This window comes from Rhizobium phaseoli (genome assembly GCF_010668805.1).
GTDB classification, from domain to species: domain Bacteria; phylum Pseudomonadota; class Alphaproteobacteria; order Rhizobiales; family Rhizobiaceae; genus Rhizobium; species Rhizobium phaseoli_A.
In genome coordinates, this window is the sequence record NZ_WUFT01000007.1 from 259936 (window position 1) to 275679 (window position 15744).

Sequence of the window (15744 nt, forward strand, 5' to 3'; positions counted from 1 at the left end):
CTCCGGCCGCGCGTAAGACATAGCTTACGCAGTTACCTTGCCGCGCACCCCATCCGCAATCGCCGTCATCCGATCCGCCTCCGCATGCCCTATCAGCATGAAGGCGTGCGTCGCGTTCGACCAGTAGACGACATTCATGCCCTTGCGGTTTTCGAGGTCCGCCGCCTTGGTGCCTGCATCTGATCTGACGATGCAGAGCGCCATCGGGCCGGTTTCGGGGTCGAGATAGGCGATCTGGGCGAGCGGTTTGCCGTCATATTGCAACAGCAGAGCGCGTTTGAAATCAATGCCCGGAAGCGAGACGGCCTCGGGTGACAGTGACAGGCCGAGCTTGTCGTCGAGGGAGCCGAGCTGGGCGGCCTGGACGTCTCTGGCGGGAACGGGGCCGGCAAGGGTTTCGGGCGTATAGAGGGAGATATAATCGGCGACCACGGCGCGCCATTCGCTGTTTTCGTCCCTTGCCGAAAAGCCCCTGCCGATGCCGATGAAAGCGCGGTCGATGGCGATGCCGGCAACCAGCGAGGCGGCAAGCGCGCCGAGGAAGTGGCGACGGGTGGCGAATGTGGGTGGGAGGCCTGATTTTGCGCTCTTGCGCGCCGGGATGGCGGCGAGCATCGTCTCCAGTTTCTGGCGCGGGGCTTCGGCGAGCAGCGGGGCAAAGGCCGGCTCGAAGGGCAGGCTGGCGCGCGCCAGGAATTCCAGCCGCTCGGCGACGCTCTCGTCTTCATTCATCACCATGGTCTCGATGCGTGCGGCCTCTTCGGCCGTCAATTCGCCGTCGATGAAGGCGGTCAGATCCTCGTCGGAGGGAATGATTTGCTTCGTGTTCATTGCCGTCCCCCTTCCAGGCCATCGCCGGAGAGCTTGGCGCGGGCTGCCGCCAGCCGGCTCATCACAGTTCCGATCGGAATATCCAATATGCTTGCCACCTCGCGATAGGAAAGCCCTTCGACATAGGCGAGGAAAACCACCGTTCTCTGTGCTTCGGGCAGCGCATTGACCCGTTTCAGCACCTGACCGGCCATCACCTGCATTTCGGTGGCATGCGCGCCGTCGAAGGTCAGCGTCTCCCGGGCATCGACGAAACCCTGGCCCTGGCGCACCCGGCGGGAACGGATCTCGTTCAGCCAGATCGAATGGAGGATCGAAAACAGCCAGCGGTCGAGCCGGGTGCCGGGGACAAACTGATCGGCACGTTCCAGAGCGCGAACACAGGTCGCCTGCACCAGATCGTCGGCGACATCACGCTGATGCGAGAGAACAAGACCATAACGCCAGAGCCTTGCCAGATTTTCCGTCAGGCCGCTCCTGATATCCGCTTCGCTGGCGATGGCCGCCTCCGCCGATCCTGCATTTTTCGGAACCGCCGGACGAACCGGCGATTCCATTCTCGCGCGACTATAGGCAGGAAATGAGGTAGGCGCGACAGACATTCTCACATGCCTTTCTCTGTTCCGTTTCCCGCCGATGCTTACCAATCAGATCTTCGACGGGTCGATGATGGCGGCGTTCAGATCCTGATATTCTTCACAAGAGGTGCCGCAGATCGCCTTGATGGTGCTCAACTGATCCTTGGCGAGGTCGAGCTGACCCTTGATGACATAGGCTTCGCCGAGATATTCGCGGACCTTGGCGTATTGCGGGTCCATCTTCACCGACTTGAGGTAATAGGAGATGCCCTCGTCGGTGCGGCCGAGCTTGCGGGTGGCATAGCCGCGATAGTTCAGCACCTCGGCCGTATTCTGGTCCTTGACCGTGTCGAGCATGGCAAGCGCCTCTTCGTAGCGGCCGGTCTTGGCCAGCGAATAGGCGTAGTCGGTGCGGTTCTCGTCCGAGACGTTGGCGCTCTGCTGCTTGACGCATTTCTTGGTCTTCTGATCGTAGATCTCACCCTTCTTGCAGGTCGGCATCGTGCTGCTGTCATTGCCGGCTGCAAAGACCGGGCCGGAGAAAACGGAAGCGGCAAGGCAGCCGCCGAGAATGAGGGAAGCAATACGGACTGTCATGATCGTCATGGGAAAACTCCTCAAAAGTGACGTTGCGAGGAGAAAACACCGCTGCCCCGCGCTTTATTCGGCAGCCTTCCTATTTTCTCCATCACGGCTTCGTGAAGCCACCGAGGCCGAATAGATCGTCGAAACCGGGTGTTCTCAGCGTTACGCCGGGAACGACAAGGAGAATTTAGTGACCGATACCGTAAAACTCGTCAGCCTCGCCGTCGCCGCACCCGAACATGTCATTTTCCAGAAAGAGGCGGTCGAAGCCTCCGGCCGGCTGTTTGCCGACCGTTTCGAGGATTTCCGCCATCTTGCCCGCGTCTTCGACAGTGCCGGCATTCAAAAGCGCCATGCGGCACGGCCGCTTGCCTGGTTCGACGAGCCGCATGGCTGGCAGGACCGGATGCAGGCCTATGCGGAGGTAGCGGGTGAGCTTTTCGCTAAGGCCGCCACCGCTGCTCTCCGTCAGGCAGGGCTTACGGCCGGCGATGTCGACTGCGTGGTTACTGTCTCCTCCACCGGTTTTACGACGCCGAGCCTCGATGCGCAGCTGGCCCGCCGGATGGGTTTCAGGACCGATATCGAGCGCGTGCCGGTGTTCGGGCTCGGCTGTGCTGCCGGTGTGTCCGGCTTTGCGATCGCCTCGCGGCTGGCGCGGAGCCGGCCGGGCGCCGCCGTGCTGTTCGTCTCGATCGAGCTTTGCACGCTTGCCTTCCGGCTGGACGAGCTGACCCGACCGAACATCATCGCGACAGCGCTGTTCGGCGACGGTGCCGCCGCCTGCGTGCTGCGGTCGGGCGGAGGCGGGCTGGCGGAAGTGGAATCGACCGGCGAACACCTCTTTCCCGATACGCTCGACATCATGGGCTGGAAGATCGACGATGGCGGCTTCGGTATCGTGCTGGCGCAATCGCTGCCGCCCTTTGCCGAACGCGAGCTCGGCCCGGCGGTGACTGCCATTCTGGCGCGAAACGGACTGAAACCGGCAGATATCGACCGCTTCATCTGCCATCCCGGCGGGACGAAAGTGCTGGCGGCGATGGAGAGCGCGCTTTCGCTGGCGCCCGGCTCGCTCGATCACGAGCGCGCGGTGCTTGCCGACTACGGCAACATGTCGTCGCCGACCATCCTGTTCGTGCTGGAACGGGCGATCCGTGCCGGGTTGCCGGCGCGGGCGGCGATGATTGCCATGGGCCCAGGCTTTTCGGCAAGCTGCGTGACGCTGAGGAGGACGGCATGATGTGGCCGTCGATCGCGCTGCTTACCTTCGTGACGCTGCAGCGGCTGGGGGAACTGGCGCTCGCCCGGCGCAACACCGCCGCTCTGCTCGCCAAGGGCGCCAGAGAGGTCGCAGCGGAGCACTATCCCGTCATGGTGGCGCTGCATACAGCCTGGATCATCGGGCTCTGGCTGCTTGCTTCAGGCAGGCCGGTCGAACCCTTCTGGTTTGCCGTCTTCACGGGGCTGCAGGCGCTGCGGCTCTGGGTGCTGGCGACGCTGAAGGGCCGCTGGACGACGCGCATCATCGTCCTGCCCGGCGAGCCGCTCGTCACATCGGGACCCTATCGCTTCCTCCAGCATCCGAACTACGCGATCGTTGTCGGCGAGATCGCCGCCCTTCCGCTGGCCTTCGGCCTGCCGTTTTACGCGATCGGGTTTTCGCTTCTGAATGCCTTAGTCCTCTATATCCGCGTGAAGGCTGAAAATGCCGCACTGAAAGGCGCAATGATTTTGAAATGAATGCGATTTTTTGTTTGCGCGGCGGTATCCGCACGGGCATTTTCACCCCGATAAACAAAGCGGAATGCAGGGGAAATGACGAAGAACGCAATCGTACTCGGCGCCGGCATCGTCGGGGTGTCGGCGGCCATCCATCTTCAGCGGCGCGGCCGGCAGGTGACGCTGATCGACCGCAAGGATCCGGGCAACGAAACCTCCTTCGGCAATGCCGGCCTGATCCAGCGCGAAGGTGTTGCGCCCTACGGCTTTCCTCAGCAGCTTGGGCTTCTCATGCGTTATGCCGTAAATAACCGCATCGACGCGCATTATCACCTGCGAACGCTGCCGAGCCAGGTCGGCTTTCTCGCCCGTTATTGGTGGAATTCCAATGCGCGGCGCCACGCGGTCATCACCCGGGCCTACGCGCCGCTGATCGAAAATTCGATTGCCGAACACAAGGATCTGATCGAGGCGGCGCAGGCCGAAGCGCTGATCCGTAGGGATGGCTGGATGAAGATTTTCCGGACTGAGGCCAAGCGTGACCAGGCGTTTGCAGAGGCCGCACTGTGGCAGAATGAATTCGGCGTGGAATATGACAACCTGACCTCGGCCGATATCACCCGCATGGAACCTGACATGGCAGGCGATTTCGCCGGCGGCATCCGCTGGCGTGATCCCTGGTCGGTGCTCGATCCGCATGCGCTGACATCGGCCTATCGCCGCTATTTCGAAAGCCTCGGCGGCCGGTTCGTCACAGGCGACGCCGCCTCGCTCGGCCAGTTCGGCTCCGGCTGGAAGATCATGACTGGGGAAGGCGCGCTCGAAGCCGACGATGCGGTTCTGGCGCTTGGCCCCTGGGCTGCCGTCGCAACGCGCCGGCTCGGCTATTCCTTCCCGCTCGGCGTCAAGCGCGGCTATCACATGCATTATGCCGCCAAGGGCGATGCCGTGCTCAACAACTGGATGCTCGATGCCGAACGCGGCTATCTCATGGCGCCGATGCGCCGCGGCATCCGGCTGACGACAGGGGCGGAGTTTGCAACGCTTGATGCGCCAAAGACGCCGGTCCAGCTCGACCGGGCCGAGGTCGTGGCCCGCACGATTTTCCCGCTTGGAGAGAGGCTCGATCCCGAACCCTGGATGGGCGCCCGCCCCTGCACGCCGGATATGATGCCTATCATCGGCAAGGCGCCGCGCCATCAGGGCCTATGGTTCGCCTTCGGCCATGCCCATCACGGACTGACGCTCGGACCGGTGACCGGCCGCGTGCTTGCCGAACTCATCACCGGCGAGACGCAGTTCATTGATATTGCGGCCTATTCGCCGCAGCGCTTCAAGCCGTGACGCCGAGGGCGGCAAGACCCTTCAGCGCCGTGACCGAGATGCCTTCGATGGTGTCATCGATATCGACTGTGACGACCCCTGGCTCTCCGGTCGGCGTTTCCAGCGTCGCCAGTTGGCTTTCGAGCAGCGACACCGGCATGAAATGGCCCTTGCGCTCGCCCATCCGTTTCGTCAGCAATTGCCTGGAGCCTTCGAGATAGACGAAGAAGAGATTGCCGCCGGCCGCAGCTCGCAGCCTGTCACGATAGATGCGTTTCAGCGCCGAGCAAGAGACGATGATGCCCTCGCCTTTCTCAAGCGAGGCCTTCATGTCTTCGCCGATGCGGTCGAGCCAGGGCATCCGGTCCTCATCGGTCAGCGGAATGCCCTTCGACATCTTCTCGACATTGGCGGCCGGATGCAGCGCATCGCCTTCGACGAAGGCCAGGTGCAGGGCTCCCGCGAGCTTTTCGCCGACGGAGGATTTGCCGCAGCCGCTGACCCCCATGACGATGATCGCATGGGCTTTATTCATCCGCTCACCCGGCATGGCTTCTCCCAAAGCTTGATTTCCCGCTCAATCGAGCGGGAAGTGACAGGCATATTGTTGTGCACCTTCGCCGCTTAGTTCCGGCGAGACCTGGCGGCAATGGTCCTGCGCCTTCCAGCAGCGTGGATTGAAGTGACAGCCCGATGGCGGTTTCAGCGGCGACGGCAGTTCGCCCTGCAGGCGGATGCGGTTCTTGGCGCGGTCGGGGTCGGCGATCGGTGTCGCCGACAGCAAGGCTGCCGTATAGGGATGGCGCGGCCGGGCGAAGACCTCGGCGGCAGGACCGGTTTCCACTGGCCGGCCGAGATACATCACCATCACCTCGTCGGCGATGTGATGGACGACGGAGAGGCCGTGCGAGATGAATAGATAGGCAAGTCCCATCTCCTTCTGCAGATCCATCAGCAGGTTCAGCACCTGCGCCTGGATCGAGAGGTCAAGCGCCGATACCGGTTCGTCGAGGACCAGCACCTTCGGCCGCAGCATCAAAGCGCGGGCAATGGCGATGCGCTGGCGCTGGCCGCCAGAGAACATATGGGGATAACGGCCGTGATGCTCCGGACGCAAGCCGACGCGGGCCATCATCTCCTCCACCTTGCGGCGGCGGGCGGCGGCGTTGAGATCGGTGTTGATCTTCAGCGGCTCTTCGAGGATGGAGCCGACCTTCTGGCGCGGATTGAGCGAGCCGTAAGGATTCTGGAAGACGATCTGCACTTGGCTGCGCAGGCTGCGGTCGCCGACATGGGCGGGCTTGCCGTCGATCAGCAATTCGCCCGACGTCGGGTTCTCGATCATGGTGACCAGGCGAGCGAGCGTCGACTTGCCGCAGCCGGATTCGCCGACGACGGCGAGCGTCTTGCCGGAATGGAGACTGAAGCTGACACCGTTCAGCGCCCTGACGGTGGCATCGGCTTTGAAGAGGCCGCGATTGACCGTGTAGAAGCGGGCGAGATCCCTGCCCTCGAGAACGGCGCCCGTCATACGAGATCTCCTGCAGTTTCAACGGCCATGATGCCGGGATGGCCAAGCGGCTTGCCGTCCTTCAAAGGATAATTGCACAGCGCCAGCCCAAGCTCCGGCCCCTGACGGACGACACCGCGATCGCATTCGACCGTAGCGTAGCCGCAGCGCGGCGCGAAAAGACAGCCTGTCGGGCGGCCGTGCTGGCCAGGAACGACGCCGGCGATCGAGGGAAGACGCTGGCCAACCTGGGCGCGTTCCGGCAAGGCGGCGAGCAGGGCTGCTGTATAGGGATGATGCGGATCGCGGAACAGCGCCTTCACCGGCTGCTCCTCGACCTTCTGGCCGGCATATTGCACCTGCACGCGCTCGGCGGTTTCGGCGACGACACCCATGTCGTGGGTGATCAGCACCAGCGCCATGCCCTGCTCTTTCTGCAGACGCACGAGCAGATCGAGGATCTGCGCCTGGATCGTCACGTCGAGCGCGGTTGTCGGCTCGTCGGCGATCAAGAGCTTCGGATTGCAGGCGAGCGCCATGGCGATCATCACGCGCTGGCTCATGCCGCCCGACATCTGATGCGGGAAGTTCGACAACCGGTCTTCCGGCGCCGGAATGCCGACGAGGTTCAGGAGTTCGATCGAGCGCTCGCGGCGCTCCTTGCGGTTGAGGCCCATGTGGACGCGTAGCGTTTCGCCGAGCTGGAAGCCGACCGTGAAACACGGATTGAGGCTCGACATCGGCTCCTGGAAGATCATCGCCATGTCCTTGCCGACGATCCGGCGGCGCTGGCGGCCGGAAATGCCGCGCAGATCCTGGCCGTCGAACTGCATGCGGTCGGCGGTGATCTTCGCCGTCCAGGGCAGAAGCCCCATCAGCGCCAGCATGGCGACGGATTTGCCCGAGCCGGATTCACCGACGACCGACAGGATCTCGCCCTTGTCGCAGGCAAGCGATACGCGGTCGACGGCGCGGAAGAGACCGGACGAGGTCTGGAATTCGACGGTCAGATTTTCAATCTCGAGGAGCGGCATCACGACCTCTTCAGCTTGGGGTCAAGCGCATCGCGCAGGCCGTCACCCATCAGATTGATGGCGAGAACGGTGATGAGGATGGCAAGACCCGGGAATGTTACCACCCACCAGGCGCGCGAGATGAACTCGCGGGATTCGGCAAGCATGGTTCCCCATTCGGGTGTCGGCGGCTGGGCGCCCATGCCGAGAAAGCCGAGGGCGGCGGCATCGAGGATCGCCGCCGAGAAGGCGAGCGTCGCCTGGACGATCAGTGGCCCAAGACAGTTCGGCAGGATGGTCTTGAACATCAGGCGGAAGGTGCCTGCACCGGCGACACGCGAGGCGATGACATATTCCTTCTCGCGCTCCGATATGACCGAGGCGCGCGTCAGCCGCACGAAATGCGGCTGGTTGACCAGCGAAATCGCGATCATCGCATTGGTAAGTCCAGGCCCGAGCACGGCAACCAGCACGAGGGCGAGCAGCAGCGACGGGAAGGCCAGGATGATATCCATCAGGCGCATGATCGCCGTATCGACCTTGCCGCGGAAATATCCGGCGACGAGGCCGATCAGCACGCCTGAAATGACCGAAAGCGTGACGACGACGACGCCGATGAAGAGCGAGAAGCGCGCGCCGTAGATCAGTCGCGACAAAATATCGCGGCCGACGGCATCGGTTCCGAGCGGGAAGGAGATGCTGCCGCCTTCCATCCAGGATGGCACAGCCAGCAGCACCTGGCGGTTCTGCTCATTCGGTTCATGCGGGGCAAACAGCGGCGCGAAGACGGCGACGACCAGGATGATGGTAAAAACCACGAGGCCGATGACGGCGCCCTTGTTGCGGGAGAAATAGTGCCAGAATTCCGCGAGAGCGGATGGCTGGCCGGTTTTGACGGTGACGGTGCTCATGAACCGCTCCTAATGACGAATGCGCGGATTGATGAAGCCGTAGAGGATATCAACAATCAGATTGACCATCATGATGACGCCGGCGATCAAAAGAAGGCCGCCCTGGACCACGGCGTAATCGCGCTTGAAGACGGAATCGACCATCCATTTGCCGATGCCCGGCCAGGAGAAGATCGTTTCGGTGAGGATGGCGCCGGCAAGGAGAACGCCGATCTGCAGACCGATCGTGGTGATGACTGGGATCATCGCATTGCGCAGCGCGTGCACGCCGACGACGCGCAATGGCTTCAGGCCCTTCGAACGCGCCGTGCGGACATAGTCCTCTCCCAGAACCTCGAGCATTGCCGAGCGCGTCTGGCGCGCGATGACGGCAAGCGGGATCGTCGCCAGCACGATGGTCGGCAGAATAAGGTAGCTGACGGCGGAGGAAAACGCCCCCTTCTGGCCTGACAGCAAGCTGTCGACAAGCATGAAGCCGGTGACCGGCTTGAAGAAATACATCAGCGAGATGCGTCCGGAAACGGGCGTCCAGCCGAGATAGCCGGAGAAGAAGATGATGAGCAGCAGGCCCCACCAGAAAATCGGCATGGAATAACCGATCAGGGCAACACCCATTACGCTCTGATCGAACCACGTGCCTCGCTTCACGGCGGCAAAGATACCGGCGGGCACGCCAAGACAGACGGCGAGGATGATGGCGCAGAGCGAAAGTTCCAGCGTCGCCGGAAACAGCGTCAGGAATTCGCCGAGAACGGGCCGCTTGGTGACGATCGAGGTGCCTAGATCGCCATGCAGCAGTTTTCCGAGGTAATCGAAATACTGCACATACACAGGCCGGTCGAAGCCGAGATCATGCATGATCTGGGCATGACGCTCCGGCGCCATGACGCGCTCACCCGACAGAAGCATGACGGGGTCGCCGGGAAGCATGCGGATGAAGGAGAAGGCAATGAGGGAAACGCCGAGGAATGTCGGGATCAGCACCGCAAGGCGGCCGATGAAAAAACGCAACATGGCAGATGTCCAATAGTTTCCGGCGGTCAGGAGATCCTGACCGCCGGCTGCGCCCAGCTCTGCCGGGCATTCTTACATTATTCTGGTTATTCGGAAACGTCGACGCCGTCGAAGCGGTGAATGCCGAGCGGATCCATGAAGAAGCCCGTGACCTTCTTGCTCATCGGAACGAAGACGAGCGAGTGATCGAGGGTTGCCCAGGGAGCTTCCTTCTTGAAGATCAGCTGCGCCTGCTCATAGGCCTTGGTGCGCTCGCCGACATCGGCGGTCAGCTTGGCCTTGGTCATCAGCTCGTCGTATTCCTTGTTGCACCACTGAGCGCGGTTGTTGCCACCGACGGCGTCGCAGCCGAGCAGCGTATCCATGAAGTTATCCGGGTCGCCGTTGTCGCCGGTCCAACCGAGGATGACGGCGCCGTCGCGCTTCACGTCGGAGGAGAGCTTCAGATATTCGGCCCATTCATGGGTGACGATCTCGACCTTGACGCCGGCCTTGGCAAAATCCGCCTGCATCAGTTCGGCTGCGCGGCGCGCATTCAGCATGTAGGGGCGCGAAACCGGCATTGCCCAGATCTTCATGCTGAGATCCTTGACGCCAGCATCGGCAAGAGCCTTCTTGGCAGCGTCCGGATCGTACTTGTCGTCCTGAACAGCGTCGTTATAGGACCACATCGTCGGCGGGATCGGGTTCTTGGCAACGGCCGCGGCGCCCTGGAAGACGGCATCGATGATCGCCTGCTTGTTGATCGCCATGTTCAGGGCGCGGCGAACTTCCGGCTTGTCGAACGGAGCCATCTGCGTGTTGTAGGCGAGGAAGCCGACATTGAGACCGGCCTGTTCCATCACCGTCAGCTTGTCATCCTTCTTCAGTTCGGGAACGTCGGCTGCGTTCGGATAGGGGATTAGGTGGCATTCGCCGGCCTTCAGCTTCTGGGCGCGGACAGCCGCGTCAGAGGTGATGGCGAAAACCAGATCGTCGATCTTTTCCTTGCCCTTGAAATAGGTTTCGTTGGCCTTGTAGCGGATGACGGCATCGGGCTGGTAGGCGACGAAGGTGAACGGGCCGGTGCCGAGCGGCTGCTGGTTGAGCTGCGCCATCTTGCCGTCGGCGGCGAGCTTGTCGGCATATTCCTTGGAAACGATCGAGGCGAAGTCCATGGCAAGATCGGCGAGGAACGGCGCTTCGGGATGGTTGAGCGTGAACTTGACGGTGAGGTCGTCGACCTTCTCGACCGACTTGATCAGATCCGGGAAGCCCATGCCGGCAGCGTATTCGTAGGAACCGCCTTCGACATACTTGTTCCACGGATTGTCGGATTTCAGCTGGCGCTCGAAGGAGAACACGACGTCGTCGGCGTTGAAATCGCGCGTCGGCGTGAAGAAGTCGGTGGTCTGGTACTTGACGCCGGGATGAAGCTTGAAGGTGTATTGCGTGCCGTCGGCCGAAACGCTCCAGCTGTCAGCCAGGCCGGGCTCGATCTCTGTACCGCCATGCTTGAATTCGACGAGGCGGCTATAGACCGTGCGCGACGACGCGTCGAAGGTCGTGCCTGCCGTATAGAGGCTCGGGTCGAAGCCTTCCGGCGAGCCCTCGGAGCAATAAACAAGGGTCTTGGACCAGGCCGACGTCGCCATGACCGAAATCAGGGCCGTCGCTGCCAGCATGACAGAGATCTTTTTCATAATATTGTTTCCCGGTTGTTCTTTTTTGATGTCTGGAGACCGCAGATTGGCATCCCGATCGACGGTCGATGGAACGATATTTATCTACTGAAAGCAACGGGCTACGCAGAAAATTTTTCCACTTGGACAATTTTAGAAATTTTCCGTCAAAAATCAGCCTCATTCGGACATATTCGGATAAAAATGTCCCGAATTTCGTCGTATTCTGGATAATTGCGCCTCTTATGCGTGTCGCGATCGATCGGATTCGCGTGCCACGCTGCGGATTTTTATCTCTTGCCGCGCCGGCGAGACCCGGCAAAATAAAAACCGCGGTTGTCGGGCAACCGCGGTTTCAAAACTCTGTCCTGCTGTTTAGATTCAGGCGGCGGGCGCAACGATCGCGGGTTTGCGATATGGCCGCTCGCCGGTAATTCCGAGAAGGAAATTGATCTGCGGGCGCGCCTTGACGAGGTCGTCGATGGAATATTCCGACAGCACAGCGAAGAAGGCGTTGAGCGCCTTGCGCAGCGCCGAATTCAGGCCGCAGCTGTCAACCAGCGGGCATTCGACCACGCCGTCATCCTCGAAGCATTCGGCCATGGCGAAACTGTCTTCCGTCACCCGAACGACGTCGAAGAGCGTGATGTCGGCCGCCGGCTTGCCCAAGCGCACGCCGCCATTGCGGCCGCGCACGGTTTCGACCAGGCCGGCCTTGTTCAGCGGCTGGAGGATCTTGAAAAGAAACAGTTCGGAAACGCCGTAAGCCCTGGCGATTTCCGGAATCCGGCTCAGGTGCCCGTCATTGGCAGCACAATACATCAACATGCGAACCGCATAGTTGGTCTGCTTCGTCAACCGCATGCCGATCTCCTGACTCGTGCCTGTTCGGACCTATATAGGCGGTTTGGTAGTTTTGAACAATTCCAAAATATGAAATTTGCATTCAGCTTATGGGGCCATTTGCCGCGACGTCGAATCCTGCTCGAGGACTCGGGTGCCGAACTTCCGTTCCAACAGGTCGAACAAAACGGGGGCCAAAAAGGCCCCCGAATTGCAGATCGATTGATCGTCAGATCACTTCATCGTCGGCATGACGAATTCGGCGCCGCTCTTGATGCCGGAGGGCCAGCGGGCGGTGACGGTCTTGGTCTTCGTCCAGAACTTGATCGAGTCCGTGCCGTGCTGGTTGAGGTCGCCGAAGCTCGAGGCCTTCCAGCCGCCGAAGGAGTGGTAGGCGAGCGGAACCGGGATCGGAACGTTGATACCGATCATGCCGATATTGATGCGCGAGGCGAAATCGCGGGCAGCATCGCCGTCACGGGTGTAGATCGCGACGCCGTTGCCGTATTCGTGCTTCATCGGCAGCGACAGCGCTTCTTCGTAGTTCTGGGCGCGAACAACGGAGAGAACCGGTCCGAAGATCTCGGTCTTGTAAATGTCCATCTCGGGCGTGACGTCATCGAACAGGCAGCCGCCGACGAAGTAGCCGTCTTCATAACCCTGGAGCTTGAAATCGCGGCCGTCGACGAGGAGCTTGGCACCTTCCTCGACGCCGCGGTCGATAAGACCGCGAACCCGGTTATAAGCGTCCTTGGTGACGAGCGGGCCGAGGTCGGCCTGGTCGTCGGTGTAGGGGCCGATGCGGAGCGATTCGATCTTCGGGATCAGCTTTTCGACGAGGCGGTTGGCGGTGTCCTCGCCGACCGGAACGGCAACCGAGATCGCCATGCAACGCTCGCCGGCCGAGCCGTAGCCTGCGCCCATCAGCGCGTTGACGGCCTGATCCATATCGGCGTCCGGCATGATGATCATGTGGTTCTTGGCGCCGCCGAAGCACTGGGCGCGCTTGCCGTTCATCGCCGCGGTACCATAGACATAGCGGGCGATCGGCGTCGAGCCGACGAAGGAGACGGCGCCGATATCCGGATCGGTGAGGATCGCATCAACCGCACCCTTGTCGCCATTGACGACGTTGAGGATGCCAGCCGGCAGGCCGGCCTCGATCATCAGTTCGGCGAGGCGGATCGGCAGGGAAGGATCACGCTCGGAGGGCTTCAGGATGAAGGCATTGCCGCAAGCAATCGCCGGGGCGAACATCCACATCGGGATCATGCCGGGGAAATTGAAGGGCGTGATGCCGGCGCCGATGCCGACCGGCTGGCGGATCGAATACATGTCGATCGCCGGCCCGGCGCCCTCGGTGAACTCGCCCTTGGACAAATGCGGAATGCCGCAGACGAATTCGCAGACTTCGAGGCCGCGGATGACGTCACCCTTGGCATCCTCGATCGTCTTGCCGTGCTCCTTGGAGAGCATTTCGGCAAGCTCGTCCATGTGCTTGTTCAAGAGTTCGACAAACTTGAAGAAGACGCGGGCGCGGCGCTGCGGATTGGTGGCGGCCCATTTCGGCTGCGCAGCCTTGGCGTTTTCGACTGCGGCGCGCAATTCCTCGACGCTTGCGAGTGCTACTGTCGCCTGCACTTCGCCCGTTGCCGGATTGTAGACATTGCTGACGCGGCCGCTGGTGCCGGCAACCTGCTTGCCGCCGATGAAATGACCGATCTCATGCATGGGATGTTCCTCCTGTTTTTGGATGACCCACAATCGCACTTCAATTTGCACAAATCAATGCGCTGATATAAGTAACCGTTGTGCGTATATTATAGCTCTGCCGTTATGTCCGACGCTGCTGCTCCGAACTTGGCACGGTGTGCGGACAAGTCAAACCCGAGGGGAGGACAAACCGATGCGCCGGGAACCTGTCGTCAGAATGGCGGAGCTGGAGATCGATCCGGACAGGCTGGAAGCCTACCGCGTATTGCTCACCGAAGAAATCGAGGCCTCCGTTGCGCTGGAAGACGGGGTAATTTCGCTCAGCGCTGTTGCCATCAGGGACAATCCAAACCGCATCCGAATTCTCGAAGTCTATGCCGACCAGCAGGCCTACGAGGCCCATCTGCGGACACCGCATTTCCTCAAATACAAGAGCGAGACGGCCGGCATGGTGACATCGCTGACGCTGATCGAGGTCGATCCGATCGCAATGCGGACCAAGCCATGAACTGGGACGATGTCCGGATTTTCCTCGCGGTCGCCCGCACCGGGCAGATCCTTGCCGCCTCCAAGCGGCTGGGGCTCAACCACGCCACGCTCTCGCGTCGACTGACGTCGCTGGAAGAGGCGCTGAAGACACGGCTTTTCATCCGCCGCACCAATGGCTGCGAGCTGACCGCCGAAGGAGAAGTGTTCCTGGCGTCCGCCGAGCGGATGGAAACGGAAATGCTCGCGGCGCAAGCCAAGCTCGGCCACACCGATACGGCGATCGCCGGCACGGTGCGCGTCGGCGCGCCGGATGGGTTCGGTGTTTCCTTTCTTGCGCCGCGCATGGGCCGGCTGATCGAGCGTCATCCGGCGCTGAAGATCCAGCTCGTGCCGGTGCCGCGCTCCTTCTCGCTGTCGCAGCGCGAGGCGGATATCGCAATCACTTTGGAACGGCCCGAACAAGGCCGGCTCGTCTCCTCCAAGCTCACCGACTATACGCTCGGCCTCTATGCCTCGCGCGACTATCTCGCCTCCCGGGGCACACCCGCTGATATCGACGCGCTGAAAGCACATCCGCGCATCGGTTATGTCGAAGACCTGATCTTCACCGCCTCACTGAATTTCTCCGGCGAGGTGATGCGAAGCTGGGATGCGGGCTTCGAAATTTCGACGGCGATCGGGCAGACGGAGGCGGTCCGATCCGGCGCCGGCATCGGCATCCTGCACGATTATATTGCCCGGCAATATCCCGAGCTCCAGCGCATCCTGCCGGAGGTTTCGATCCGGCGCGCCTATTGGACGACCTATCACGAAACGGCGCGCGACCTCGTACGCGTCAGGAGCGTTGTCGATTTCCTGCAGGAACTCGTTAGCGCCGAGCGACAGATCTTTCTTTAAAGGCGGCCTACGTGCTTTGCCGGCTCGTCGTTCTCGTCTGGATTGGGAACCGGCGCCTCGTCGGGCAGCCTGTCCGGCTCGGGCTCGGTGATCGGCGGCATCGGCTTCCAGCCGGGCACCGGCATCGGCGGCTGATCGGGAATAGGTTCGTTGGGCAGGGACATGACCGCCTCCCTTTTAATGATGCTGGATTAAACTGACGATGAGCCGGGACTATCTGTCCGGCTTCAGCGATTCGGCAGCGCGCATCGGCATGCTGTCGATGATCGCGAAAAGCTCGCCATCGGTGATCGGCTTGCTGAGTTTGAGCTTCACGGTGCCATCGTTGCCGACAAGGAAGGCGGCGAATTCGCCAATCTCCGAAGCCTCGAGATCGCGGCGGATCGCCTCGCCGTCAAGGCCGTCCGCGCCACCGAAGAGTGGCCGGACACCTGCGCCCGATATCTTGAGCACCACCAGATCACGCTGGTCGAGGGCTGAACGGTCGGCCAAAAGCTGATTTTCCTGGCGGGCGGCGCGGGCATTGTCCTTGTCGGCGAAAACAACGAAGACGCGGTTCTTCCACTGGAAGGCCGCAAGACTTTCAACCGGCGCATAAGCGCTGTTGGTCTCGTCGATTTTGGTCGCGCCGTAGAGAAGGGTTTTCGACATGCA

The 15744-nt window shown here is 61.6% G+C and carries 18 protein-coding genes; 5 read left to right on the forward strand and 13 right to left on the reverse strand.

The genetic code is table 11. From position 1 onward, the window contains the following. Window positions 1-24: 24 nt before the first annotated feature. From GR197_RS13355 to GR197_RS13365, 3 genes are read right to left on the reverse strand one after another with little or no spacing between them, the layout of a single operon-like run. Window positions 25-831 (reverse strand): anti-sigma factor family protein, encoded by an 807-nt coding sequence (locus GR197_RS13355; protein WP_164010151.1) that lies wholly within the window; start codon window positions 829-831, stop codon window positions 25-27. Then, window positions 828-1433, reverse strand: a complete 606-nt coding sequence (locus GR197_RS13360; protein WP_164010153.1) for an RNA polymerase sigma factor — start codon at window positions 1431-1433, stop codon at window positions 828-830. Before GR197_RS13360 ends, GR197_RS13355 begins: the two co-directional genes overlap by 4 nt. Window positions 1434-1478: 45 nt before the next feature. Beyond that, on the reverse strand, window positions 1479-2015 hold the full coding sequence (locus GR197_RS13365; RefSeq protein WP_164010155.1) for a tetratricopeptide repeat protein: 537 nt from the start codon (window positions 2013-2015) through the stop codon (window positions 1479-1481). Window positions 2016-2184: 169 nt separating this feature from the next. Here GR197_RS13365 and GR197_RS13370 point away from each other — a divergent pair, with 169 nt between their 5' ends. From GR197_RS13370 to GR197_RS13380, 3 genes are all read left to right on the forward strand, one after another. After that, window positions 2185-3237 carry a 3-oxoacyl-[acyl-carrier-protein] synthase III C-terminal domain-containing protein gene (locus GR197_RS13370; protein ID WP_164010157.1) on the forward strand — a complete coding sequence of 351 codons (1053 nt, stop codon included), beginning with the start codon at window positions 2185-2187 and terminating at the stop codon, window positions 3235-3237. Next, on the forward strand, window positions 3234-3737 hold the full coding sequence (locus GR197_RS13375; protein ID WP_164010159.1) for an isoprenylcysteine carboxyl methyltransferase family protein: 504 nt from the start codon (window positions 3234-3236) through the stop codon (window positions 3735-3737). Before GR197_RS13370 ends, GR197_RS13375 begins: the two co-directional genes overlap by 4 nt. A 75-nt stretch (window positions 3738-3812) precedes the next feature. Further along, a complete protein-coding gene (locus GR197_RS13380) occupies window positions 3813-5060 on the forward strand; it encodes an NAD(P)/FAD-dependent oxidoreductase (protein WP_164010161.1) in 1248 nt (415 codons plus the stop codon). Here the strand turns inward: GR197_RS13380 and GR197_RS13385 are convergent. The 8 genes from GR197_RS13385 to GR197_RS13420 form a co-directional block, all read right to left on the reverse strand. Next, a complete protein-coding gene (locus GR197_RS13385) occupies window positions 5050-5589 on the reverse strand; it encodes a gluconokinase (protein WP_164010163.1) in 540 nt (179 codons plus the stop codon). The genes GR197_RS13380 and GR197_RS13385 overlap by 11 nt on opposite strands. A 27-nt stretch (window positions 5590-5616) precedes the next feature. Next, window positions 5617-6570, reverse strand: coding sequence for a peptide ABC transporter ATP-binding protein (locus GR197_RS13390; protein ID WP_164010165.1), 954 nt, complete (start codon window positions 6568-6570; stop codon window positions 5617-5619). Beyond that, the gene (locus tag GR197_RS13395) at window positions 6567-7583 is read right to left on the reverse strand and encodes an ABC transporter ATP-binding protein (protein ID WP_164010167.1); all 1017 of its coding nucleotides are present in this window, start codon (window positions 7581-7583) and stop codon (window positions 6567-6569) included. The genes GR197_RS13390 and GR197_RS13395 overlap by 4 nt, the downstream gene beginning before the upstream one ends. After that, entirely contained in the window at window positions 7583-8473 is an 891-nt protein-coding gene (locus GR197_RS13400; protein WP_164010169.1) for an ABC transporter permease subunit, read from the reverse strand. Before GR197_RS13400 ends, GR197_RS13395 begins: the two co-directional genes overlap by 1 nt. A 9-nt stretch (window positions 8474-8482) precedes the next feature. Further along, on the reverse strand, window positions 8483-9487 hold the full coding sequence (locus GR197_RS13405) for an ABC transporter permease subunit (protein WP_164010171.1): 1005 nt from the start codon (window positions 9485-9487) through the stop codon (window positions 8483-8485). 86 nt (window positions 9488-9573) lie between these two features. Continuing rightward, a complete protein-coding gene (locus GR197_RS13410) occupies window positions 9574-11169 on the reverse strand; it encodes an ABC transporter substrate-binding protein (RefSeq protein WP_007633190.1) in 1596 nt (531 codons plus the stop codon). A 360-nt stretch (window positions 11170-11529) separates the two neighbouring features. Further along, window positions 11530-12012, reverse strand: a complete 483-nt coding sequence (gene rirA / locus GR197_RS13415; protein ID WP_164010173.1) for an iron-responsive transcriptional regulator RirA — start codon at window positions 12010-12012, stop codon at window positions 11530-11532. Window positions 12013-12225: 213 nt separating this feature from the next. Continuing rightward, entirely contained in the window at window positions 12226-13722 is a 1497-nt protein-coding gene (locus GR197_RS13420) for a CoA-acylating methylmalonate-semialdehyde dehydrogenase (protein ID WP_164010175.1), read from the reverse strand. Window positions 13723-13897: 175 nt separating this feature from the next. Between GR197_RS13420 and GR197_RS13425 the strand changes: the two genes are divergently transcribed. Together GR197_RS13425 and GR197_RS13430 are read left to right on the forward strand one after the other, a co-directional pair. Further along, the gene (locus GR197_RS13425) at window positions 13898-14212 is read left to right on the forward strand and encodes a putative quinol monooxygenase (protein ID WP_164010177.1); all 315 of its coding nucleotides are present in this window, start codon (window positions 13898-13900) and stop codon (window positions 14210-14212) included. Beyond that, window positions 14209-15090 (forward strand): LysR family transcriptional regulator, encoded by an 882-nt coding sequence (locus GR197_RS13430; protein WP_164010179.1) that lies wholly within the window; start codon window positions 14209-14211, stop codon window positions 15088-15090. The genes GR197_RS13425 and GR197_RS13430 overlap by 4 nt, the downstream gene beginning before the upstream one ends. On the opposite strand, the gene GR197_RS31985 is transcribed toward GR197_RS13430, so the two are convergent. Continuing rightward, a complete protein-coding gene (locus GR197_RS31985; protein WP_204330186.1) occupies window positions 15087-15254 on the reverse strand; it encodes a hypothetical protein in 168 nt (55 codons plus the stop codon). The two genes, GR197_RS13430 and GR197_RS31985, sit on opposite strands and share 4 nt — an antisense overlap. A gap of 49 nt (window positions 15255-15303) precedes the next feature. Further along, entirely contained in the window at window positions 15304-15741 is a 438-nt protein-coding gene (locus GR197_RS13435) for a DUF4174 domain-containing protein (protein ID WP_164010181.1), read from the reverse strand. Between the last annotated feature and the right edge of the window lie 3 nt (window positions 15742-15744).